Source organism: Micromonospora sp. DT43, from assembly GCF_049841645.1.
Classification (GTDB): domain Bacteria; phylum Actinomycetota; class Actinomycetes; order Mycobacteriales; family Micromonosporaceae; genus Micromonospora.
In genome coordinates this window covers 93,577-115,418 of sequence record NZ_JBNCKR010000017.1, presented here as the reverse complement: position 1 = coordinate 115,418, position 21,842 = coordinate 93,577, and the positions used below count along the sequence as shown (strand labels likewise).

General features: G+C 70.5%; 22 protein-coding genes. 10 read left to right on the top strand and 12 right to left on the bottom strand.

Annotation, left to right across the window (positions count from 1 at the left end; translation table 11 throughout):
• Window positions 1-358 precede the first annotated feature (358 nt).
• The 5 genes from ACLQ26_RS29540 (at window position 359) to ACLQ26_RS29520 (ending at window position 6,438) form a co-directional block, all read left to right on the top strand.
• Window positions 359-1,372, top strand: a complete 1,014-nt coding sequence (locus ACLQ26_RS29540; RefSeq protein ID WP_425747633.1) for an ABC transporter permease — start codon at window positions 359-361, stop codon at window positions 1,370-1,372.
• Window positions 1,373-1,421: 49 nt separating this feature from the next.
• Complete coding sequence (locus ACLQ26_RS29535) at window positions 1,422-3,161, top strand: ABC transporter substrate-binding protein (protein WP_425747631.1); 1,740 nt, start codon at window positions 1,422-1,424, stop codon at window positions 3,159-3,161.
• Between the two features lie 123 nt (window positions 3,162-3,284).
• Window positions 3,285-4,262, top strand: coding sequence for an ABC transporter permease (locus ACLQ26_RS29530; RefSeq protein WP_425747630.1), 978 nt, complete (start codon window positions 3,285-3,287; stop codon window positions 4,260-4,262).
• Window positions 4,259-5,362, top strand: coding sequence for an ABC transporter ATP-binding protein (locus ACLQ26_RS29525; RefSeq protein WP_425747629.1), 1,104 nt, complete (start codon window positions 4,259-4,261; stop codon window positions 5,360-5,362). Before ACLQ26_RS29530 ends, ACLQ26_RS29525 begins: the two co-directional genes overlap by 4 nt.
• 11 nt (window positions 5,363-5,373) lie before the next feature.
• On the top strand, window positions 5,374-6,438 hold the full coding sequence (locus ACLQ26_RS29520) for an ABC transporter ATP-binding protein (RefSeq protein WP_425747628.1): 1,065 nt from the start codon (window positions 5,374-5,376) through the stop codon (window positions 6,436-6,438).
• A gap of 118 nt (window positions 6,439-6,556) precedes the next feature.
• On the opposite strand, the gene ACLQ26_RS29515 is transcribed toward ACLQ26_RS29520, so the two are convergent.
• Window positions 6,557-7,393, bottom strand: coding sequence for an aldo/keto reductase (locus ACLQ26_RS29515; RefSeq protein ID WP_425747627.1), 837 nt, complete (start codon window positions 7,391-7,393; stop codon window positions 6,557-6,559).
• A gap of 45 nt (window positions 7,394-7,438) precedes the next feature.
• Complete coding sequence (locus tag ACLQ26_RS29510) at window positions 7,439-7,933, bottom strand: hypothetical protein (protein WP_425747626.1); 495 nt, start codon at window positions 7,931-7,933, stop codon at window positions 7,439-7,441.
• A 121-nt stretch (window positions 7,934-8,054) separates the two neighbouring features.
• Here ACLQ26_RS29510 and ACLQ26_RS29505 point away from each other — a divergent pair, with 121 nt between their 5' ends.
• The gene (locus tag ACLQ26_RS29505; protein WP_425747625.1) at window positions 8,055-8,522 is read left to right on the top strand and encodes a hypothetical protein; all 468 of its coding nucleotides are present in this window, start codon (window positions 8,055-8,057) and stop codon (window positions 8,520-8,522) included.
• Between the two features lie 50 nt (window positions 8,523-8,572).
• Here ACLQ26_RS29505 and ACLQ26_RS29500 read toward each other — a convergent pair whose 3' ends face one another.
• The 6 genes from ACLQ26_RS29500 to ACLQ26_RS29475 all read right to left on the bottom strand — a co-directional run bounded on the left by ACLQ26_RS29500 (window position 8,573) and on the right by ACLQ26_RS29475 (window position 12,146).
• Window positions 8,573-8,971, bottom strand: coding sequence for a hypothetical protein (locus ACLQ26_RS29500; protein WP_425747624.1), 399 nt, complete (start codon window positions 8,969-8,971; stop codon window positions 8,573-8,575).
• 320 nt (window positions 8,972-9,291) lie between these two features.
• Window positions 9,292-9,846, bottom strand: coding sequence for a Uma2 family endonuclease (locus ACLQ26_RS29495; protein ID WP_425747623.1), 555 nt, complete (start codon window positions 9,844-9,846; stop codon window positions 9,292-9,294).
• Between the two features lie 168 nt (window positions 9,847-10,014).
• Window positions 10,015-10,299, bottom strand: coding sequence for a hypothetical protein (locus tag ACLQ26_RS29490; RefSeq protein WP_425747622.1), 285 nt, complete (start codon window positions 10,297-10,299; stop codon window positions 10,015-10,017).
• Window positions 10,299-11,384 (bottom strand): WXG100 family type VII secretion target, encoded by a 1,086-nt coding sequence (locus ACLQ26_RS29485; RefSeq protein WP_425747621.1) that lies wholly within the window; start codon window positions 11,382-11,384, stop codon window positions 10,299-10,301. Before ACLQ26_RS29485 ends, ACLQ26_RS29490 begins: the two co-directional genes overlap by 1 nt.
• Window positions 11,385-11,440: 56 nt before the next feature.
• Window positions 11,441-11,761 carry a type VII secretion target gene (locus ACLQ26_RS29480; protein ID WP_425747620.1) on the bottom strand — a complete coding sequence of 107 codons (321 nt, stop codon included), beginning with the start codon at window positions 11,759-11,761 and terminating at the stop codon, window positions 11,441-11,443.
• A complete protein-coding gene (locus ACLQ26_RS29475) occupies window positions 11,748-12,146 on the bottom strand; it encodes a YbaB/EbfC family DNA-binding protein (protein WP_425747619.1) in 399 nt (132 codons plus the stop codon). The genes ACLQ26_RS29480 and ACLQ26_RS29475 overlap by 14 nt, the downstream gene beginning before the upstream one ends.
• Window positions 12,147-12,305: 159 nt before the next feature.
• Here ACLQ26_RS29475 and nhaA point away from each other — a divergent pair, with 159 nt between their 5' ends.
• Complete coding sequence (gene nhaA, locus ACLQ26_RS29470) at window positions 12,306-14,240, top strand: Na+/H+ antiporter NhaA (RefSeq protein WP_425747618.1); 1,935 nt, start codon at window positions 12,306-12,308, stop codon at window positions 14,238-14,240.
• 401 nt (window positions 14,241-14,641) lie between these two features.
• Here the strand turns inward: nhaA and ACLQ26_RS29465 are convergent, their stop codons facing one another.
• A complete protein-coding gene (locus tag ACLQ26_RS29465; protein ID WP_425747617.1) occupies window positions 14,642-16,042 on the bottom strand; it encodes an MFS transporter in 1,401 nt (466 codons plus the stop codon).
• Between the two features lie 112 nt (window positions 16,043-16,154).
• On the opposite strand from ACLQ26_RS29465, the gene ACLQ26_RS29460 reads away from it, so the two are divergent.
• Window positions 16,155-16,724 carry a TetR/AcrR family transcriptional regulator gene (locus tag ACLQ26_RS29460; RefSeq protein WP_425747616.1) on the top strand — a complete coding sequence of 190 codons (570 nt, stop codon included), beginning with the start codon at window positions 16,155-16,157 and terminating at the stop codon, window positions 16,722-16,724.
• Window positions 16,725-16,743: 19 nt separating this feature from the next.
• Here ACLQ26_RS29460 and ACLQ26_RS29455 read toward each other — a convergent pair whose 3' ends face one another.
• Window positions 16,744-17,439, bottom strand: a complete 696-nt coding sequence (locus ACLQ26_RS29455; protein WP_425747615.1) for an NAD(P)-dependent oxidoreductase — start codon at window positions 17,437-17,439, stop codon at window positions 16,744-16,746.
• Window positions 17,440-17,505: 66 nt separating this feature from the next.
• On the opposite strand from ACLQ26_RS29455, the gene ACLQ26_RS29450 reads away from it, so the two are divergent.
• Complete coding sequence (locus ACLQ26_RS29450; RefSeq protein WP_425747613.1) at window positions 17,506-18,090, top strand: TetR family transcriptional regulator; 585 nt, start codon at window positions 17,506-17,508, stop codon at window positions 18,088-18,090.
• 52 nt (window positions 18,091-18,142) lie between these two features.
• A complete protein-coding gene (locus ACLQ26_RS29445; RefSeq protein WP_425747612.1) occupies window positions 18,143-19,933 on the top strand; it encodes a gamma-glutamyltransferase family protein in 1,791 nt (596 codons plus the stop codon).
• 16 nt (window positions 19,934-19,949) lie between these two features.
• Here the strand turns inward: ACLQ26_RS29445 and ACLQ26_RS29440 are convergent, their stop codons facing one another.
• Window positions 19,950-20,576, bottom strand: a complete 627-nt coding sequence (locus tag ACLQ26_RS29440; RefSeq protein WP_425747611.1) for a response regulator — start codon at window positions 20,574-20,576, stop codon at window positions 19,950-19,952.
• A complete protein-coding gene (locus ACLQ26_RS29435) occupies window positions 20,573-21,841 on the bottom strand; it encodes a sensor histidine kinase (RefSeq protein WP_425747610.1) in 1,269 nt (422 codons plus the stop codon). The genes ACLQ26_RS29440 and ACLQ26_RS29435 overlap by 4 nt, the downstream gene beginning before the upstream one ends.
• Window position 21,842 lies beyond the last annotated feature (1 nt).

Here is a 21,842-nt window from a genome sequence, read left to right as displayed (position 1 = left end):
GCAGTGATGGTCGGTTCCGCCTGCGGCGGGACCGTGTCGAGAGGGGCTCGCTGCATCGAAGCATTGAACTGCAAAAACATTGATCGCTACGTCTGCGCCTCAGCGGTGAGCGGCCGTCATCGTCGCTCCGCGTGATCGCGAGCTTCGCGCGCCGCTGTCGTGGGCGGCGTGGTTGATCGGCGGTCCGAAAGGATGAGATCGGCGTTGTTCACGACATGAGTCCGTTACAGAACTGACCCACAACGAAATCATTTGCCCGGCTAACGTTCCGGCACTAGAGCCGCCGTCGGGTCGGAGAACCGTTCGGGTGGCGGTGGCATGTGTCCGCACGATGAGGAGGTCGTCCCGCGTGGAGCCGATGGTCACGGAGCCCCAGGTGCTCCGCGCCGGAGAGTCGGGCGACGGACGGGCGCAGACCGCGACCCTGCCGGCCGCCCCGGCCCGGACGGTCAGCAAGTCGCCGACCCGGATTGCCCTGGCCCGACTACGCCGCGACCGGACTGCGATGATCTGCGCCGCGATCTGCGTCGCCTACGTTCTGATCGCGATCTTCGCGCCGCTGCTCGCTCGGCTGGAGGGGCAGAACGCCAACGAGCTGCACCAGAACCTGATCGACGAGTTCGGCTTCCCGACGATCGGACCGACGGGCGAACACTGGTTCGGGGTGGAGCCCCGCCTGGGCCGGGACCTCTTCGCCCGCTGGGTGTACGGCGCACGCCCGTCGCTCATCGTCGCTGTCGCGGTCACCACGATCACCACGATCATCGGCGTGGTCGTGGGCCTGGTCGCCGGCTTCTCCGGCGGCTGGGTCGACCGGGTGCTCTCCTGGCTGATCGACCTGGTGCTGAGCCTGCCGTACCTGCTCTTCGCGATCGCGAGCTCCGCGGTCCTGGTCGCCATCTTCGGCGGCGCCGACGGTGCCGGGTCAGAGGACGTGGCCCAGATCCGCTTCATCTCACTGATCTGCGTGCTGTCGTTCTTCGGCTGGGCGAGCCTTGCCCGCCTGGTCCGGGGGCAGGTGCTCTCGCTACGAGAGCGCGACTTCGTCGCGGCGGCCAAGGTGCTCGGCATCCCGACCCGGCAGGTGCTCTTCAAGGAGCTGCTGCCCAACCTGGTGGCGCCGATCGTCGTCTCCGTGTCGCTTGCCCTGCCCGGCTACGTGGTCGCCGAGGCCGGGCTGACAGTGCTCGGGGCCGGGCTGATCGAACCCACTCCGTCCTGGGGCCTGACGATCTCCGCCGCCACCACGTACTACCGGGCCGACCCGCTCTACCTGTGGCTGCCCGTACTCGGCATCACGATCCTGGTGCTCGCCCTGAGCCTGCTCGGCGACGCCGTGCGCGACGCCTTCGATCCCCGGACCCGTCGATGAGGACGCCCCGGGCTGAAGGAAAACCGGAAGACAAGACAGGAGTACGTCTGTGAGGCAACTGAAGGTTGGTCTCGCCGCCGCGCTGGCCGCCACCATGGCGGTGGCCGGCTGCGGCAGCCCTTCGTCGAACAACGGCAGCAGCGACGGGGGTGGCGCCAAGGGCATCGAGACCCAGGAGAGCGCATTCGACCCGACCGCCAAGGGCCCAGCGGCCGAGGTGCCCGGCGCCAAGAAGGGCGGCGTCATCACGGTCTACTCCCAGCTGACCCCGAACACGTTCGACCCGACCGACACCTACTACGCCGACGCGTTGGCGATCGAGAAGCTGCTCTTCCGCAGCCCGACCCAGTTCGCGATCCGCAACGGCAAGCCGGTGCTCGTGCCGGACCTGACCGACCTCGGCACCGTCTCGGCGGACAAGCTGACCTGGACGTTCAAGATGCAGTCGGGCATCAAGTACGCCGACGGCACCGAGGTCAAGGTCGAGGACCTGGCGTACGCGATCAAGCGTTCGTTCGCCCACGACGTGTACGCCAACGCCCCGACGTACCAGCTGACCTCCTTCAAGGACGGCGACAAGTACAAGGGCCCCTACGCCAGCGGTGACACCTACGCCGGCGTGGAGACCCCGGACCCGACCACGCTCGTCGTCCACCTGGCCCGGCCGTTCGCGGACCTGCCGCTCTACATGACCTTCCCGGTGTTCACGCCGATCCCGAAGGCCAAGGACACCAAGGAGAACTACAAGAACAACCCCCTCGCGACCGGGCCGTACCAGTTCGACACCTACACCCCCGGTACCGAGCTGAAGCTGAAGAGGAACCCGAACTGGGACCCGAACACCGACGCGGTGCGGCACCAGTACGCGGACGGCTTCGACTTCAAGTGGGGCAGCGAGGAAGCGAAGACCCAGCAGCAGGTGCTCAACAGCGCCGGCGAGGACGCCAACGCCCTCAACTACGGCCCCATCGACGCTTCGCTGATCCCGCAGGTGACCGGGGACAAGAAGGCCCAGCTGATCCAGGGCGAGCAGCCCTGCACCTACTCGGTGCAGATGGACACCCGCAAGATCCCGTTGGAGGTGCGCAAGGCGATCGCCAAGGCGTACCCGTACGACCAGGTCAACAAGGCCGCCGGCCTCAACAGCTTCAACTCCCAGCCGGCCAGCACCGTCCTGCCGCCGAGCGTGCCGGGCTACACCAAGTACGAGCCGCTGCCGGGCCTGAGCGGTGTCGGCCAGGGCGACCCAGCCGGGGCCAAGGCCGACCTGGAGACGGCCGGCAAGGTCGGCTTCGAGCTCAGCTGGTACTACGACAACACCAAGCCGATCCCGCAGCAGACCAACCAGATCCGGGTCGACGCGTTGAAGGCGGCCGGCTTCACCGTGAAGCCGATCGGTGTCACCACCGCGGAACTGCGCTCCAAGATCGCCGACTACGACGCCCCGGTCAACATGGGCCAGGCGCCGCAGGGCTGGTGCTCGGACTGGCCGAGCGGCGGCAGCTGGTTCCCGGTGCTGTTCCAGACGCACGGCATCGCCGACGGCCTCAGCTGGGGCATGCTCAGCGACAAGGCGCTGGACGCCAAGATCGACGAGATCGGCAACCTCCCGGCCGACCAGGCCGTCGCCAAGTGGGGTGAGCTGGACAAGGAAATCATGGGCAAGTACGTGGCCCTGCCGCGCTACTACGGCAAGCTCGCCTTCGCCATCGGCACGAACATCGGTGGCGCCGAGGGCGACGCCTCCGCAGGTGAGCCGTTCTACGTGAACATGTTCCTCAAGAACTGACCTTCCGCATCCCCCGTCGTGGACGCCGGCCGGCCTCCGGCACCTGTGCCGGCCGGCGTCCACCCCCTCCCGTTCCGGCCTGGGCTTTTCGGCCCCGGCCCGCTGCCACCAGGAGCCTCGGCGGTGCTCATCTACATCCTGCGACGGATCGCCAGCGCGCTCTCCGTCGTCATCGTGACGCTTGTCGCCAGCTTCGGCCTGTTCTTCGTCGCCCCCACCGACCCGGCCGGGACGATCTGCGGCCAGCGCTGCACCCCGGAGCGCTACGCCGACATCAGCGCCAGCCTCAACCTCGACGAGCCCGTCGTGCAGCAGATCGGCGGGTATCTCAAGGGGCTCGCGGTCGGGCGGACGTACCAATCCGGTGGGCTCACCATCGACTGCGACGCGCCCTGCCTCGGCTACTCGTACACCCTCGGCCAGCCGGTGACCAAGCTGATCGGGCAGGCGCTGCCGATCACCGTTTCGATCGTTCTCGGCGGCGCGGTGGTGTACCTGATCGTCGGCATCCTCGCCGGCATCGTCGCGGCCCGAAGACGAGGCACGTACGTGGACCGGCTCATGGTCGGCACCTCGCTCGGGATCAACGCCGTGCCGTACTTCGTGGTGGCGCTGCTCGTCTCGCTGTACGCGACGTTCCTGCCGCACGCCGCCTACCACCCGCTGCTGGAGAACCCGCTCACCTGGGCTGGCGGGCTGCTGGCCGCCTGGCTGACACTCGGCCTGGCCAACGCCGCCTCCTACACTCGCTACTCCCGAGCGTCCATGATCGAAACGCTGGGCGAGGACTACGTCCGCACCGCCCGCGCGAAGGGCATCAGCGAGCGCCGGGTGGTCTACCGCCACGGCCTGCGCGCCGCGATCACCCCGATCGCCACCATCTTCGGCGTCGACCTGGCGCTCCAGTTGACCGGTGCGATCTTCACCGAGGCGATGTTCGGTCTGCCCGGCCTCGGCGTGCTGACCCTGCGCGCGTTCAACCAGTACGACCTGCCGGTGCTGATGGCCGGCGTGCTGGTCGGCTCGGTGGTGCTGGTCGTGATGAACCTGCTCGTCGACATCCTCTACACGATTCTCGACCCGCGAGTGAGGCTGGGATGACCGAACCGCACCTGCTGTCGACCCCGGACCGACGGCCCGAGACGGTCTCCCGCGCCCGGCGTGCCACCGGCGACCGCACCGCCGGGCCGTCCTACCTGGAGGTCACGGACCTCACCGTCACCTTCCCGACCGCCGACGGCCTCGTACAGGCCGTGCAGGGGCTCAGCTACTCCCTACCACTGGGTCGCACCCTCGCGGTGGTCGGCGAATCCGGCTCCGGCAAGAGCGTGTCCAGCATGGCCATCATGGGCCTGCACGACCCGCGCAGCACCCGGATGACCGGCTCGATCACCGTCGGCGGCGAGGAGATCGTCGGCATGCCGCCCGCCGAACTCCGCAAGCGACGCGGCGCCAACGCCGCGATGATCTTCCAAGACCCACAGTCGTCGCTGCACCCGTACTTCACGGTCGGCGACCAGATCGTCGAGGCGTACCGGGCGCACCACCGGGTGTCCAAGCGGGTGGCCCGGGGCCGGGCGGTCGACATGCTCGGCCGGGTCGGCATCCCCAACCCCCGCCGCCGCCTGGACGACTACCCACACCAGTTCTCCGGCGGCATGCGGCAACGCGCGATGATCGCGATGGCACTGGTCAACGACCCCAAACTGCTGATCGCCGACGAGCCCACCACCGCGCTGGACGTCACCGTGCAGGCGCAGATCCTCGACCTGATCATGGAGTTGCAACAGGACTTCGGCTCGGCGGTCCTCTTCATCACCCACGACCTCGGTGTCGTCGCCGAGATCGCCGACGACGTGCTGGTCATGTACGGCGGACGCGGCGTCGAGTACGGCCCGGCCCAGTCGATCCTCGGCCGGCCACTGCACCCGTACACCTGGGGTTTGTTGGAGAGCATCCCGGCGGTCTCCGGCGAACCGGCCCGGCTGCACCCCATCCCCGGCACGCCGCCCAGCCTGCTCGCGTTGCCCACCGGATGCTCGTTCCACCCCCGGTGCGAGTTCGCCGGTCGGGTGCAGGGTTGCGCCGTGGACCTGCCCGACCTGGTCTCCCGCACGGCGGACACCACCCGGACCTCCCGCTGCCACCTGCCCGACCCGGCCGGGATCTTCGAGACCGACATCCTGCCCCGGCTGCCCTGAAGGAACACGTGATGACCACTGCCACCACCGACACCGCGACCCTCGCTGCGCCTGCCGACGCGAGCGGGGCGCCGTTGCTGGAGTTGCGGGACCTGCAGATGCACTTCACCGGTCGGGGAGACGGGTGGTTCGGCCGCAACGACCACCGGATCCGCGCCGTCGACGGGGTGTCGCTGCAACTGCGCGCCGGCGAGACGCTCGGCCTGGTCGGTGAATCCGGGTGTGGCAAGACCACCACCGGCCGCCTGATCACCCGGCTGCTCGAACCGACCGGCGGGCAGGTCCTCTACCAGGGGAACGACATCACGCACCTGAAGGAGAAGGACCTGCGGCCGTACCGGCGGGAGCTGCAGCTGATATTCCAGGACCCGTACTCGTCGCTCAATCCGCGGCACACGGTGGGCACCATCATCGGCGCGCCCCTGCGCGTGCACAACCTCGTGCCGAAGGGCAGGGAACTGGACCGGGTCCGGGAGTTGCTGGAGGTGGTGGGGCTCAACCCCGAGCACTACAACAGGTACCCGCACGAGTTCTCCGGTGGTCAACGGCAGCGCATCGGCATCGCCCGCGCGCTGGCCGTGCAGCCCAAGGTGATCGTCGCCGACGAACCGGTAAGCGCCCTCGACGTCTCGATCCAGGCGCAGGTGATGAACCTCCTCGAGGACCTGCGCAAGGAGTTCACCATCGCGTTCGTCTTCATCGCCCACGACCTGGGCGTGGTGCGGCACTTCTGCGACCGGGTGGCCGTGATGTACCTCGGTCGGGTCGCCGAGATCGCCGACCGCGACGCGCTCTACGGCGCGCCGCAGCACCCGTACACCCAGGCGTTGCTCTCCGCCGTACCCGATTTGGGGGTCGTGCGCGGCGGGGCGCCGAAGACACGCATCCGGCTGGCCGGCGACGTGCCCAGCCCGTCCGATCCGCCGACCGGCTGCCGGTTCCGCAGCCGCTGCTGGAAGGCCGAGGACGTCTGCGCCACCACGACCCCGCCGCTGCGTCAGGTGGGTGACGGGCATGCGGCGGCATGCCACTTCGCCGGCCCGCTGCAGGAATCGGCCACCGCGGCGGCGGCCTGACCGCCGAGCCCGGCCGACCTCGTGGACGCCAGCGGAGCGCCGGACACGGATCGACCACTCAGCGAGCGTCCGGCCCGGGTCGGGGGAGGGGAGGGGGAGAGTCTGCGGGTCGGGACCGTCAGAACTCCTCGTACACCGCCGGGTCCTGGTCCGCGAGCCGCCCGTCCGGGCGGCCCAGCGCGGTGATCGCCTCGACCTCCGCGTCGGTGAGCTTGACCCCGAAGACGTCCAGGTTCTCGATCTGGCGCTGCGGGGAGGCGGCCTTGGGCAGCGGGATCACCTCGCGGGCCACGTGCCAGGCGAGGATGGCCTGCGCCGGGCTGATGCCGTGTGCGGCCGCGATCTCCACGATCGTCGGGTGCCGCTGGAGGTCGTTGCCGTGGCCGAGCGGGCTCCAGCCCTGCACGAGGATCCCGTGCTCCCGGTGGTAGTCGATCGCGTCCTGCTGCGGGAAGTACGGGTGCACCTCGATCTGGTTGACCACCGGGGCAACCCCGGTCTCGGCCACCAGCCGGTCGATGTGCTCGGGCAGGAAGTTGGACAGGCCGATGTGCCGGACCAGCCCGCGCTCCCGTGCCTCGATCAGCGCCCGCCACGCCTGCACGTACCTGTCGACCTTGGGGTTCGGCCAGTGGATCAGGTAGAGGTCGATCCGGTCCAGACCGGTGCGGTAGACACTCTCCTCGATTGTGGTCAGCGCCTCGTCGAAGCTGTGGTGCCGCCCCGGCAGCTTCGACGTGACGACCAACTCGCCGCGTACGCCGTCCGCCGCACGGGCGGCCCGACCGACCGCGCCCTCGTTCTCGTAATTGACCGCCGAGTCGATCAGCCGGTAACCCGCCCGGATCGCCTGACCGATCGCGTCGACGCCCGCCGCGCCGTTCAGCCGATACGTGCCGAGCCCGACCGCCGGCAGGGAGGTGCCGTCGGCGGCCGTCAGGTGAGGAATCGCCATGATCGGGACCTTACCCGTACGAGTGGCGCGTCACCATCGGCTCGGTCAACTGTCGAAGACCCGTAGGAAGACCGTGCCGCTGCCGGCGTCGAGATAGACGGTGCCGCCGTACTGTGCCGTCCGCACGTCCGCGGCGAACTTCTCGCTTACCTGCCAGGTACCGCCGGTGGGCAGGAAGGGACGCAGCTCGGCGCTCAGCGACGCGTCCCAACCGGGCGGAGCGGGCTGCCAGTCGTACTCCTTGATGGTTGTGGCGATCGTGTCGGGCCGCAGCACGACAAGTGCCTCGATGCGCGTGTCGGTCGGGCCCGGCACGGTGGTGCGGCTCTCGGGCCCGGCCGGTGCCGTCTGCCAGTGGGTTTCGATGAAGGTGCCGAGGCGGGGAAACCGTTCGGCGATCGGGTCTCTGTCGGTCCGTACCGGTGCCGGGCTGGCGCTGGCGGTCCTGTCTGGCGGCCCATTGTCGGGGGCGCTGTCGGAGCATCCGGCGAGGGCGACGACGAGCGTCGTCGCCAGGAGCCCGGCGCGTAGGTCAACCATCGAAACGTCCACAGTGCGCTCCTGTCGATAGCAGCCGAGCCAGCTCGTGCAGGGTCCCGGCCCCAAGGCAGTATCCATCTCGGCGCCCGTTTCGTGGAGGCACTGACACCGGGGGTAAGGGTTGCGCTATCAGATCCACTTCGAGAAGGAACTGCCCGTGGCCGGCCTCCGCCGGTTCCTCAGCGAGGAGTACCGCATCTCACCCGACGCGGTCTACGTCGGCCGGATCGAGGACCGAACGGTCAACGACCCCCGGCCCGTCGCCATGCTCAATCCTCCGGACGGCGACGAGGCATTCGGGTGGATCCTGACCGGGGACACGGAGCTCGCCGACGCCACCGGCCAGGGTGAGCGCGAGGTGGCAGCCGCTCTCGCCCGAACCTTCGGGGTGCGGGCGTTGGTCGACGACGGCACCATCCACCCCGACCGGTGGCTGCTGGTCAGCACCGACGGCAGCAGCGGTCGAGTCGTCACCGACGAGGACGCCGCAGCCGACGGTGACCTGCGGATCGTGCACGCCCTCGAACCGATCGACGGCGAGCCGCAGCTCGCCGTCGTACCGCCGCCGGACTGGGCCCGTGACTGGTGATGACCGTGGCGGTCGTCGTCGATGCACCCGTCGACGGCGACGCCTCGTGGTTACGGGGTAATCGCCGGCTGCGTCGAGGATGTGCCGGCGAGCAGCGGGTCGGTGCGCCGCTCGGCCTCGGGCAAATTCATCGCGGCGGCTAGAAGATTGGCGACCCGGCGGGTGCCATCCAGCCCTTGGCCTTTGCCGGCCCAGTCGTCGAAGGTGAGCCGGATGTTCTCGTCGGTGGTGATGACGTCCAGAACAGGGCCTCGCTTGTCGCGTTCGCGGAACCGCACGTAGCGAACGTCCGACAGGGGAAATTCGCGTTCAATCGTGCCCTGTTTGCGTACAGCGTTCTGTGTCGAGATGAAGAACCGCTCGGGTGTCACTCCCAGGTAGGCGTCCTCGCCGACGAGTCGGTCGAGGTTGACATCGGCGATGGCCAGCAAGGTTTCCTCGCCGGGCACGACGGATCAGCGATGAGAACAGGTGCCGCTGCTTGCGCAGGTCGACGTCCCTGGTCGCAATGGAGGCGAAGACGTGGTCATTGACGGAACCGGCCGCCTGGGACTCACGCACAGCCCGCATCGTTGTCTCGTGCAGGCCGAGCAGCGTCGGTGGGTGCAGGTGACAGGCAGCGCCCGAGCTCGTAGCACGAGCCGGTCGGGGCGCGCGCCAGCGCGGAACGCCGCGTTACCTGCGGCTGACGACAGCCAACACCTCGATCGGCAACAGCACCGAAGTGAGTGCCGGTCTGTCACGCCGGATCGGGCAGGTCTGGGCCGCCTCAGCCGAGGCCGTGCTCGTCCAGGCCGGTGTTGAGAACCCAAGCGAGCGGCATGGTCGCCTGGGTGACGTACTGGTCGCCGTCCAGGCGGTGCATGGTGACGGTCTGCGCTGAATCCTGATCGACCACCCAGTACTGGGGGATGCCGGCGGCAGCGTATTCGCTGCGCTTGGTCACCGTGTCGACACCCTCGGAGCCCGGCGAGACGATCTCGATCACGAGAAGTACATCGGCGACCGATAGCCACACACCATCTGCTTGAGCCTTGCTCCATACAACCAGGTCGGGGATCCGTCCACCGACGCCGCCGCCGCGGCCCGGTATGCGTAACCCGACCGCTTGGGCAATGTGTTCCGCCGGAACACCGCCCTGGGCGAGCCACACCATGAGCCGGGTCGCGATGATCGCGTGGTTGTAGCCCGGCGGCGGCATGATCGAGACGACTCCCTCGGGGCTGATTTCGTACCGGTGGTTCTCGTCTGCGGCCATCATTGCCGTCAGATCATCGAGCGTCACGACCGGGGGCATGTACCTGCCAACCGCCTCTGAGCTCATGGCCGCATCGTACCGGCTCGCCGCCCTGCTGCGGCGCGGGTGAGGGACGCGTGGCGTTTTCGATCGTCAAGGACTCGGACCAAGTCTCTTCCGCAGCGTGCGCACGCCGACGGGCTCCGTGAAATGGCCACGGCAGCTGCCTCCGTCGTCTCCGCGGTGACTGGGTTCTTACGTCACAAGGCGGTAGTCGGGGATGCCATGGTTGCGGTCCTCGGGCAGCTCGTCGGTGGATCGGGCGGTGACGCCGACTGGAATAGGTGCCCGGGAAACGTAGATCCCCTCTAGGCAGGTGTCGCACCAGAACGAGACGTACCCCTGTTCAGCTGCGGGCCGCGCTGTGAAGACGATCCGTAGGGTCCGGTGCCCGCAGTTCGGGCAGGAAAGATCCGACGTCGCCGGCAGCGCACGGTAGACGACGTCGTACGCAGTCAACCACTCATCGAACGTGGCCATCAGTGCGCTCCTTCGGGCCTGACCGAATGGTTGGTCCACCACTGTTCCTCATGCGCATAAGCCCGATCCTCGAATGCGTCGATCTCATGACGGGTGGCTGGGTACGGGTGCCCTTGCCGGAGTTCAGCGACATGGAACCGCTCATGCTCAAGGGTACGTGCGAGATCCTCCTCGCTGCGGAAGGCTTCTCGACAGAGCATGACCGACTCGTCCGGCTTCGTGAGTCCGCACACGCCAGACACTCGGTTATTGACCGTGAGGCGAACGTCGGAGATATCAATCCCGTACTTCGCGGCAATGGATGTCACCGCCTCCATGTTCATCGGCATTCGAGGACCGGCGCCTCGACCGCGAACCCGACTGAGGTCGTGGGGGTCTGCTGGTGAGGCGTGGAGTCGCCCGAGTGCCTGCTTCAGTTTCTCGATCAGGTCGCCGAGCCGGCGTACCGTCGGGATCAACCGCCGCAGGCTGGCCAGCAGCCCTCGCAACAGCCGCGCGATCCGCGCCCCCCACGACGCCACAAGCGTCGTGACCTGCTCCACGACCAGCGGTGCGGCCAGTCCGCCGGTGACGACGAGTTCGCCCGCGTACACCATGAGGCGGGACACGCAGGTGGCGATGGCGTCGCGGACCAGGAGCCGGACGGCGGCCACCAGGCCTGCGGCGCCTTCGGTGATCGCGGCCATGGTGTCGGCGCCCTGGGCCAGGCCGGTGATGGCCTGTTGTTGTTCGGCGGCCCAGGCGCGGTAGGCGGGGCCGGCGCTGCCGCCCCAGTCGGTGACGTCGTTGCGGACGGCGCGAGCCATCTCGGCTGCTTCGTCGCGGAGCGAGGCGGCCACGTTGCGCCAGGTCTGGGCGTGTGCGGTGATCTGCGCCGGGTCGCCGGCGAGCCAGTCCAGCGCCTCACTGAGCGGCTTGACGTGCTCGATGAGCCAGGCGATCCCGTACTGGAGCAGGGCGCCGACCGGGTCGGAGACGAAGGCGAGGGCGTCGAGGCCGGCGCTCACCACACCGAGGCTGCCGTCGATCCAACTGCCATTGCGGACGCCCTGCGCGATGAGTTCGATGTCCTCGCAGATCCACACACCCGCCCAGGCGCTGGGCGGGGTGTCCGCTGCGGCGGCGACGAGCGGATTGGACGTCACGGGCGCTGCCGCACCCCATCGAGCAGGCGCTGGGCATGGGCATCGGAGTTCCGATAGCGGTCTGCCCCGGCCCGCAGCTTGCCGGCGGTGTCCCGCACTGACGCGGCAGCGGCGCCGATGCCGTCGACCAGGGTCCGCTGGAGGCCGTCGAGCAGTGTCGGCATCAGCGCGCAGAGTTGCCCGTAGGCGTCGGTGCCCAGCCGGACGTGCTGGCCTGCCTGTTGGGCGGTGTCGAGGCTGCCGGCGCAGCGATCGAGGCGGGCGGCGTGGGCGGTCAGGTCGTCCGGGTCGACCTGGATGCCGTCACCGGTCGGCATCGCTCGAACCCTGGTCACCAGCCAGCCGGTCACGGTACGAGTCGATGATGGCCCGGGCGCTCGCGTCGTCGCCGAGAAGCTCCACAGTTACCTCACGGACCTGGCGTAGCAGGTCGGTGTGCGCGGCTCTGGTGGTGTCCAGGATCTGCCGGGCGGTGTGCGCCGCGGACTGTTGCCGGATGCGCTCGTCGAGCCGCAGGTCGATCAGCAGGCCAGCCGAGTCGACGGCGATCGCGACGGTCCGGTCGGTGTTGTGGGCGGTGCCCCTCAGCTCCCGCATCCGCGCCGACAGCGTCTTGGCGCGCTCGGCCCGTTCGGCCAGCGACGACTCCCACTCGTCGAGCCGACGTCCCGCCGCGTCGAGCGCGGCCTCATCCGACCACATCGTGACCCTCCCCAGGGGACCGCTGCCGGCGGCGACCGGCGGGATCACCGGCACGTTATCAACCGGTGGCGCTGCGTGTGTGCCCCTGCATGGGGACGGACGCCGCACCGACCGACGATTCGACCACCAAAGCGGATCAGATCGACGAGGATTGTCCGCGTGACAGGCAGCAACACGTACCGGGGATGGACCAGCCGAACCGCCTGGTCGGACCGGCTCAACGCGCCGCTGCGCGCGTTCCTGCAGACCGAGACCGGCGGCGCGCGGGTGGTGTTGGTCGCCGCGGTGGTGGCTCTCCTGTGGGCCAACCTGAGCCCGTCGTCGTACGAGTCGGTCTGGGGCACGTCGTTCGCGGTTCAGCTCGGCGACTGGCACCTGACAGACGACCTGCGGACCTGGGTCAACAGCGGGCTCATGACGTTCTTCTTCCTGGTCGCGGGTCTGGAGTTGCGCCGTGAGTTCGACATCGGCGAGCTGCGGGAGCGGCGTCGACTGGCGTTGCCGATGCTGGCCGGGTTCGGCGGCATGCTCGTACCGATCGCGATTTATCTTGCCTTCAACGCCGGGCAGACGACTGCCGTGGGCTGGGGTGCGGTGATGGCGACGGACACGGCGCTGGCGCTCGGTGCGCTGGCCGTCTTCGGGCCGCGTTTCTCGGATCGGCTGCGGGGTTTCCTGCTGACCGTATCCGTCGTCGACGATGTGGTGGCGATCGTGGTGTTGGCGATCGCCTACCCGCATCATCCGTCGCCGACCGCGCTGCTCGTCGCAGCGGGAATCTTCGCAGTCGTCCTGCTCGTCCGGGCGTGGGGTGTGCGGTTCGGACCGGTCTACGCGCTGCTGGGGGTGGCCGCCTGGGTGGCCGTCTCGGAGTCGGGTGTCGACCCGGTCGTGGTGGGCCTGGTGATGGGTCTGTTGACCTACGCCTACGCGCCCGGTCGCACCGAGTTGCAGCGGGCGAGCGACCAGTTCCGCCTCTTCCGGGAACAGCCCACCCCGCAGCTCGCCCGTCTGGCCCAGGCCGGGCTCACCTCGGCGCTGTCGCCGAACGAACGGTTGCAGAGCCTCTATCACCCCTGGGCGAGCTACGTGATCGTGCCGCTCTTCGCGCTGGCGAACGTGGGGATCGTGATCGACGGTGACCTGCTGTCCAGGGCGGTGACCTCCCCGGTCACGCTCGGCGTGGTGGTGGCGTACGTCGTCGGCAAGCCGGCCGGGATCGTGGCCACCTCGTGGCTGGTGGCCCGGCTCAGCGGCAACCGGTTCCGTCCACCGGTGGGCTGGCTTGCCATCGCGGGGGTCGGCACGGTTTCCGGCATCGGATTCACCGTCGCGCTCCTGATCGCCACCCACGCCCTGAGCGGCCCCGCCCTGGACGAGGCGAAGCTCGGCATCCTCGTCGCGACGGTGCTCGCGTCCCTCGTCACCTGGCTGGTGTTCCGCTCGGTCGGGCGGCTCTCACCGGCCCGGCGTGCGCGCGCCCTGCTGGGCGTCACCGAGGGAATCGTCGACCTGAAGCTGCCTGTCGACCCGGAGCGCGACCACCTGCGCGGGTCGCTCGACGCGCCGGTGACGGTCGTGGAGTACGGCGACTTCGAGTGCCCCTACTGCGGGCAGGCCGAGCCGGTGGTCCGGGAACTGCTCGCCGACTTCGCGAACATCCGGTACGTCTGGCGGCACCTGCCACTCATCGACGTCCACCCGCACGCCCAACTCGCCGCCGAGGCCGCCGAGGCGGCCGGCGAGCAGGGCGCGTTCTGGGAGATGCACGACCTGCTGCTCACGCACCAGGACGCACTGGATCCCCCGGACGTGCTCGGCTACGCCGACCAGCTCGGCCTGGACCTCGACGGGTTCCGGGAGCACATGGCGAAGCGGATGGGCGTCGATCGGATCGCCGAAGACGTCGACTCCGCCGACCTCAGCGGCGTCACCGGCACCCCGACGTTCTTCATCAACGGCCGGCGCCACCACGGCGCGTACGACATCGCCGCGCTGTCGGCGGCGGTGAAGGCGGCGTTCGCGAGCGCCAAGCTCCGCCCCGAGTACCACAGTCGCGATCCCGAGCGCCGCGACACCGGGCCAGCGAGCTGACCGCACGGTCGTCACCGAGCCAGGTGGTCGACGAGCGCCGCGCTCACCTCCCGGGTGTAGGCGGTGCCGTCAGCCGAGGGTACGGGTGGACGCCTCGCCCAGCCCTCGGCAGTCGCGGCGCCGCCGATCGACGGGCCTGTCGCACGGTGATCTCCGGCCGATCCGCCTCCGCGTCGCGCGGGTCGGGGAGGTGTTGGTCGGTGCCTATGGAGCTGATTCGTTTGCGACATCAGCTCCAAAGGCAGCGCGCCAACCGTGCTGCCCCACGGCCCCCAGGTCCTCAGGCCCCAGGCCCAAGCCCAAGCCCAGGCCCAGGCCCAGGCCCCAGGAGCCTGCCCGCTCCAGCCCCCGCACCCGGCGCTCCGCAACCCCGCACCCATGGCGCTAGTAGCCCGGCATTCTCAGGTCGCCGCGAGACTGGTGAGCCGCTTGGCGCGGCGGCCCGCGACGGCCACGACGCCGGCCAGGGCCAGGGCGATCAGGAAGAAGACGTCCGCGCCGGTGAAGGCCGCGTGGAAGCCGGCGGTCGGGTCGGTCGGGGAGCTGGCGCGGGCGTACGCGATGGTGAGGATCGCGATGCCGAGTGAGCCGCCGAGCTGGTGGGCGACGTTGACGAGGCCCGACGCGGCGCCGGCGTCCTGCGGTTCGACACCGGCCACGCCGCCCTGGGTCATCAGGATGATGGCGATGCCCTGGCCGATGCCGATCACCAGCAGCGGCAGCAGCACGTCCGGGAAGTAGCTGGATCCGGTCGAGATCCGGGACAGCCACGCCATGCCGACAAGCGCGACGACGAGGGACGCGACGAGCAGCGCGGGGCGACCGAGGCGGTCCTGCAACGGCCGGATGGCGTACACCATGGCGAAGAACATGCCGGTGATCGGCACGTACGCGAAACCGGTCTCCAGGGCGCTGAGGTGCAGCACCTCCTGGAGGTACTGGCTGAGGAAGTAGAAGGTGGAGAAGGTCGCGCCGACGATGAGGATCCGCCCGGCGTACGACCCGGAGCGCTCGACGCTGCGGAAGAGCCGCAGCGGGGTGATGGGCTGGGGTGCCCGGTGCTCGATCAGCACGAAGGCGACCAGGAGGACGACCCCGAGGCCCAGCGAGATGACTGTGCTCGGGGCGCTCCAACCGGCGGCGGCGGCCTGGATGAAGCCGTACACCAGGGCGGTCATGCCGGTGGTGGAGGTCAGTGCGCCGCCGAGGTCGAAGGTGCCGGAGCGGCGTTCGGTCTCGGCCAGGAACCGTGGCGCGAGCAGCGCGATGGCGATGCCGATGGGGACGTTGACGAGCATTCCCCAGCGCCAGGACAGCAGGTCGGTGAACACGCCGCCGATCACGATGCCGACGCTGCCGCCCGCACCGATGACCGCGCTGTAGAGGGCGATCACCTTGGCGCGGGCGCCCGGCTGCGGGTAGTCGGCTACCAGCAGCGCGAGCGTGGAGGGCACGGCGAGCGCGGCGGCGAGGCCCTGCACGGTGCGGGCGACGATCAGCCAACTGCCGCTCTGCGCGAGGCCGGCGGCGAGTGACGCGGCGGTGAACAGGGCGATGCCGGCCAGGAACACGCGTCGGCGGCCCAGCAGGTCACCGGCGCGGGCACCGAGTAGGAGGAGGCCGCCGAAGGCGAGGACGTAGGCGTTCTGGACCCAGGAGAGCCCGGACTGGGTGAAACCGAACTGTCGTTGCACGTGCGGCAACGCCGTCGTGATGATCGAGGTGTCCAGGGTCATCATCAGCTGCGAGCCGAGGATGAGCGCCAGGGCGATCCCGCGTCGGGGGGCGGGAGTCGGGGACATGGGTGGCCTTCTTCCGAGCTAGACTGATAGGGAACCTCCAGATAAGTGGAGGCGCACTATCACTCTAGTGATAGGTGGCCTCCACTTGCTAACCCGGGGAGACATCGGCACCGTGACGGCCCTCACTCACCTACGCGCCGCCCGTCCGCACCGGGCGGACGCGGCACGCAACTACGACGCGATCCTCACGGCGGCCCGGGTCGCCTTCGCCGAGCAGGGCGCGGAGGCGCCGCTGGAAGAGATCGCCCGCCGCGCCGGGGTGGGCATCGCGACGCTCTACCGCAACTTTCCGACCCGTGAGGTGCTGATCGAGAACGTCTACATCAGCGAGGTCGAGGCGGTGTGCGAGGCCGCCGAGGAGGCCGGGAGTCGGGCACCCCGCGACGGCCTGTACGCGTGGCTGCGGCGCTTCGTGGAGTACATCGGGGCGAAGCAGCCCCTGGCCGCCGGCCTCAACCGGGAGTCCGCCGCGTACGACGAATGTCGGCGGGCCCTCTACGCGGCCGGCGAGCCGCTGCTGGAGCGGGCCCAGCGGGCGCGCGAGGTCCGCGACGACGTGACTATCGACGACGTGATGCGGCTCGCCAGCGCCATCGCGTCCGGGCACTTCCCCCGAGCCGAGCAACGCGACCACGTGCTTACTGTCGCGCTGGACGGCGTCCGGACGCGGCCGGGGGAGTAGCGGGCCACACCGTGCCGCGTCACTTCTTCTTGACGACGGCCTCGCGCCAGAGCAGACCCGCGATGCTCGGCCGGACCTCGGTGGTGATCACTGCCATCGCCCGCTTGACGAACCGGTCGTCGGTCACCTGGGCCAGCATGCTCGCCGCCAGGTCCGCGCGTGCCGTGAACAGGCCGTCCGCGACGTTCTCGGCCACCTCGTAGCGCGTCGTGGTGGGGTGGTCGAACAGGCCGGACGGGCGGGCGATGGTCCAGTCCAGGCCGCTTTCGCGGACGAGTGTCTCCATCCGGCGCATGTCCTCGTGGGCGGTGCGGCCCACCCGGCGGTTGAACAGGGGATCAAGCACGTTGTTGAAAAAGAACTCGCCGCTCGGTCGCCAGGTCGGGTCCAGGACGCTTGAGCTGACCGTGACGAGCCGCCGCACGCCGTGGCGGTGCATCGCCGCGGCGATGTGCGCGTTGCCTCGCGAGTAGACGCTTATCGGCTTCGGGGTGAGCGGTACGCCCAGGCTGGACAGGACGGCGTCGCTGCCGGCGACGGCCCGGTCGACCGCGTCGGGGTCGGTGACGTCGGCGCCGACGACTGTGAGGCCGGCGCGGGGTCGGACGTCGTGGGGGCGGCGGGTGACCGCGACGACCTCGTGGCCGGCGGCCAGGGCCTGCTCGGTGATCTGGCGGCCGGTGGGTCCGGTGGCGCCGAAGACGACGGTACGCATCTGTGCACTCCTCGCTGTGCTGGTGTCGGCGTTGACCGTGCCAGCGCGGGAGCGCATTATTCAACCGTGTTGAATAAAACTCGGGGTCGACCCCGCGGCAACCCCGATACCCGGGCCCGCATCGCCGCGGCCGCCCGTGACCTGTTCCGCGAGCACGGCTACCCGGGTACGACGGTGCGGGCGGTGGCCGCCGCCGCAGGGGTCGACCCGGCGCTCATCAGCTATCACTTCGGCTCCAAGCAGGGCCTCTTCAGCCAGTCACTGAACCTGCTCTGCGTCGACCCCTCCGCTCTGGATCAGGCTCTGCGGGGCGACCAGGCCGGCCTGGCCGACCGTCTGCTCGACTCGGTCACCGGTCTGTGGGACGCCGGCGTGCCCGCCGAGAACCGGATGGCGGTGCAGGACGACGAGACGATGCGCGCCCTGCGGGACTACCTGGACGGTGAGCTGCGCCTCCGCATCGCTGAATTTCTCGGTGGCCCGGACGCGACGGAACGGGCCACCGCCGCCGTCGGCGTACTCGGAGGGTTGATCTTCACGCGGTACCTGAACCCGATCCGGTCGATCGACGCGCTGTCACCGGCCGACGTCCGGCGGGTCTTCGGGCCGGCGCTGCGGGCGGTCCTGCACGCCCGGCCCCGCCGGCCCTGACCCGTCGCCCCCGTCGTACGCTCCGGGCCGCGCTCAGGAGTGAGGTGTGGTCATGACGTGCACGACCCGACCGACGTTGCAGGGCACCTTCGGCATGGTGTCGTCGACGCACTGGCTCGCCAGCCAGTCCGCGATGGGGGCCCTCGAACGCGGCGGGAACGCCTTCGACGCCGCGGTCACCGCCGGGTTCGTCCTGCACGTCGTCGAGCCGCACCTCAACGGTCCGGGGGGCGAGGTGCCGGCCATCGTGGCGACCGCTGCGGATCCCCGCCCGAAGGTGCTGTGCGGGCAGGGCCCGGCACCTGCCGGCGCAACCATCGCCCACTTCCGGTCCCTCGGCATGGATCTCGTCCCGGGCGCCGGCCCGCTCGCGGCGGCCGTGCCCGGCGCGGTCGACGCGTGGCTCCTGCTACTGCGCGAGCACGGCACGATGTCCCTCGCCGACGTCCTCGAACCGGCGATCGGCTACGCCGCCGCCGGTCACCCCCTGGTGGGCAGCGTGGGTGCGACAGTGGCGGCCGTCCGGTCGCTGTTCGAGGAGCACTGGCCCACGTCCGCCGAGCTCTGGCTGCGCGGCGGCCGGCCACCGGCCGCGGGGGAGAGGTTCACCAACCCGGCGTACGCGCGCACCCTGCGCCGACTCGTCGAGGCCGGGCAGGCGGCCGGCGCCGACCGGGAGGCGCAGATCGAGGCAGCGCGCCGAGCCTGGGGTACGGGCTTCGTGGCCGAGGCGATCGACGAGTTCAGCCGGCAGCCGTTCCGCGACTCCAGTGGGCGCGCACATGCCGGGCTGGTCACCGGCGACGACCTGGCCGCGTACTCGGCGAGCTGGGAGGCTCCGGCCACCCTCGACTGGCAGGGCTACTCGGTGGCGAAGACCGGGTTCTGGGGTCAGGGGCCGGTGCTGCTGGAGACGCTTGCCGCCCTCGACGCGCTCGACGACCCCGGCGCGTACGAGACGGCGACCGCCGCCGGCATCCACGCCCAGGTGGAGGCGCTCAAGCTCGCCTTCGCCGATCGTGAGGCGTGGTACGGCGACAGCGCCGACGTGCCCGCCGCGGCGCTGCTCTCCCCGGCGTACGCGCGGGAGCGGGCGGCCCTGATCGGTGACAGCGCGTCGGCCGAGCTGCGGCCGGGACGTCCCGACGGGGCGTCGCCGCGTCTGCCGGCGCACGTCCGATCCGGCGCCGGTCACCGGGTCGATCCGGCGGACCCGACGACGGGGGAGCCGACGGTGCGCTCCGACGGGGTGACCCGGGGCGACACCTGTCACGTGGACGTCGTCGACAGGTGGGGCAACATGATCTCGGCGACGCCCAGTGGGGGCTGGTTGCAGAGTTCGCCAACGATCCCGCAGCTCGGGTTTCCGCTGGGCAGTCGACTCCAGATGTTCTGGTTGGAGGAGGGCCTCGCCTCGTCGCTCGCCCCGGGGCGTCGACCGCGCACCACGTTGAGCCCCACGATGGTGCACCGCGACGGGGAGCCGATCCTGGCGTGCGGCACACCCGGCGGCGACCAGCAGGACCAGTGGCAGGTGCCGTTCCTGCTGCGCCACCTCGTCGCGGGTCAGCACCTGCAGGAGGCCATCGACGCGCCCGCGTGGCACACCGTCAGCCTGCCGGCGTCGTTCTACCCCCGCGACACCGAGCCCGGCGTCCTGGTGGTGGAGGACCGGCTCGACGCCGACGCGGTGGCGGCACTGCGGGCGTACGGGCACGAGGTGCGGCTCGCCGACGGATGGAGTCTGGGCCGGCTCTGCGCCGTGACCCGGGACCCGGCCACGGGCGTGCTCGCCGCCGGGGCGAACCCGAGGGGCATGCAGGGCTACGCCTGCGGCCGGTAGCGAGCGCGGCCGGAGGTCAGGCGCCGCGCGCGAACAGCGCGAGGCGTACGCGGTTGGGGCTGTCGGTCTTGGTCATGAGGCTCGTGATGTGGGTCTTGACGGTGGTGACGCCGATGTGGAGCCGTTCGGCGATCTCGGTGTTGGACAGGCCCTCGGCGACAAGTGTCAGCACGTCCCGCTCGCGGGCGGTCAGCCCCTGTACCTGTCGGGGCGGCTCGGCGCGGGCGCGCACGGCGCGCTGTACGAGGCGGTGCAGCACCTCGGGGCTGAACGGGCTGTCGCCCGCGGCGGCCCGGCGGATGCCGTCCAGCAACTCGGTAGGGGGCGCGTCCTTGAGCAGGAAGCCGCACGCGCCGGCGCTCAGCGCGGGATAGAGGTGGTCGTCGTCGCCGAACGTGGTCAGCACCAGCACCCGGGTGGCGGGACGCTCGGCGAGGATCCGCCCGGTCGCGGTGATCCCGTCGACGCCGGGCATGCGCAGGTCCATGACGACGACGTCGGGGAGAAGCCGCGCGGCGAGGGTGACCGCCTCGCGGCCGTTGTCGGCCTCACCGACGACCTCGATGTCGGGCTGCGCGTCGCACAGCATGCGGAGGCCCGCGCGGATGAGATGCTGGTCGTCGACAAGCAGGACGCGGATCACGCCGGCTCCGGGGTCGGCGACTCGGCCGGGGCCTCGCGGGCTCGGGGCGCCGGCCCGACAGGCGTCGCGGCGGCGGTCTCGGGGAGTGTGTTCGGCAGGACCGTCCGCACCCGCCAGCCGGTGCCGGTCGAGCCCGCTTCCAGCCGGCCGCCGAGGACCTCGACGCGTTCCCGCATCCCGGTGATGCCGTGGCCGCCGCCGGCCGGCACCGCAGTCGTCGGCGCGCTGTCGCCGTCGCGCCCGCCCCCGTCGTCGGTGACCTCCCAGTGCACTGCCGCGTCGTGCACGGCGACCGTCAGGTGCGCCCGCGCGGACGGCCCGGCGTGCCGCGCCACGTTGGTGAGCGCCTCCTGCGTCAGCCGCAGTACGGCCAGGCCACGTACGGCGTCGAGCGAGCCGATCGCCGCGTCGATGTCGGCCTCCACGGTGATGCCGGCCTGGCGGGCCCGGTCGACGGCGGCGCCGAGCGCCGAGGGGAGCGCCGAGGGCTCGATCGCGGTCAGCGCCGCGTCGCCGCGTACCCCGTCGGGGTTGCGCAGCACCGCGACCAGCCGGCGCAGCTCCGCCAGGGCCGCGGTGCCCGTGCCGTGCACGTCGTGGAACACCTCGCCCACCCGGGGGTCCAGGTCGGTGAGGACGTGTCGGGCCACACCGACCCGCAGCACCATCGACGCCACGTGGTGGGCGAGGACGTCGTGCAGCTCGCGGGCGATGGCGCTGCGCTCGTCGGCGCGCGCCGCGCGGCTCTCCGACTCGCGGCGCCGTTGCTCCGCCAGTGCCCGCTCCACGGTCTGCCGGCTCAGCTCCCGGTTGGCCCGGATGACCAAACCGAGCAGCACCGGGACGCCCACCTCCAGGCCCAGCCCGACGACACCGGACGCGGCCTGGCGCAGCGGGTCGCCGATCGAGTCGGCCAGGTCGACGACGGCCAGCAGCCCGGCGGCCAGCCAGATGGTGCGGGCGCGACCCGCGAGCATGGTGACCTCGAGCAGAGCCCAGCTCGCCCCCACCTGGTTGATGGTGAGGTCGTCGATGAGGCAGATCGCGACGGCCAGCAGGGCCGTCTGGAGGACCAGGTTGACCACCGGCCGGCGATACGTCACGAGCGCGCCGGCGAACGCCGCCACCGCGAGGATCCACTGTGTCGCGGTCGGCGTGAGGTGGGGGTGGGGCACGACGAGCAGGTAACACAACCCGCTGAGGTCGAGCAGCGCCATCCGCACGCGCGCGTCCCGCGCGTCGAACACTCGTCCCAGCCACCCCACG

What these genes read in the sequence shown, in the direction of transcription:
- ACLQ26_RS29540 (WP_425747633.1), top strand. Translation starts at nt 359, where the DNA reads ATGGTCACGGAGCCCCAGGTGCTCCGCGCCGGAGAGTCGGGCGACGGA.
- ACLQ26_RS29525 (WP_425747629.1), top strand. Translation starts at nt 4,259, where the DNA reads ATGACCGAACCGCACCTGCTGTCGACCCCGGACCGACGGCCCGAGACG.
- ACLQ26_RS29520 (WP_425747628.1), top strand. Translation starts at nt 5,374, where the DNA reads ATGACCACTGCCACCACCGACACCGCGACCCTCGCTGCGCCTGCCGAC.
- ACLQ26_RS29515 (WP_425747627.1), bottom strand. Translation starts at nt 7,393, where the DNA reads ATGGCGATTCCTCACCTGACGGCCGCCGACGGCACCTCCCTGCCGGCG.
- ACLQ26_RS29510 (WP_425747626.1), bottom strand. Translation starts at nt 7,933, where the DNA reads ATGGTTGACCTACGCGCCGGGCTCCTGGCGACGACGCTCGTCGTCGCC.
- ACLQ26_RS29495 (WP_425747623.1), bottom strand. Translation starts at nt 9,846, where the DNA reads ATGAGCTCAGAGGCGGTTGGCAGGTACATGCCCCCGGTCGTGACGCTC.
- ACLQ26_RS29490 (WP_425747622.1), bottom strand. Translation starts at nt 10,299, where the DNA reads ATGGCCACGTTCGATGAGTGGTTGACTGCGTACGACGTCGTCTACCGT.
- ACLQ26_RS29480 (WP_425747620.1), bottom strand. Translation starts at nt 11,761, where the DNA reads ATGCCGACCGGTGACGGCATCCAGGTCGACCCGGACGACCTGACCGCC.
- ACLQ26_RS29475 (WP_425747619.1), bottom strand. Translation starts at nt 12,146, where the DNA reads ATGTGGTCGGATGAGGCCGCGCTCGACGCGGCGGGACGTCGGCTCGAC.
- ACLQ26_RS29465 (WP_425747617.1), bottom strand. Translation starts at nt 16,042, where the DNA reads ATGTCCCCGACTCCCGCCCCCCGACGCGGGATCGCCCTGGCGCTCATC.
- ACLQ26_RS29455 (WP_425747615.1), bottom strand. Translation starts at nt 17,439, where the DNA reads ATGCGTACCGTCGTCTTCGGCGCCACCGGACCCACCGGCCGCCAGATC.
- ACLQ26_RS29445 (WP_425747612.1), top strand. Translation starts at nt 18,143, where the DNA reads ATGACGTGCACGACCCGACCGACGTTGCAGGGCACCTTCGGCATGGTG.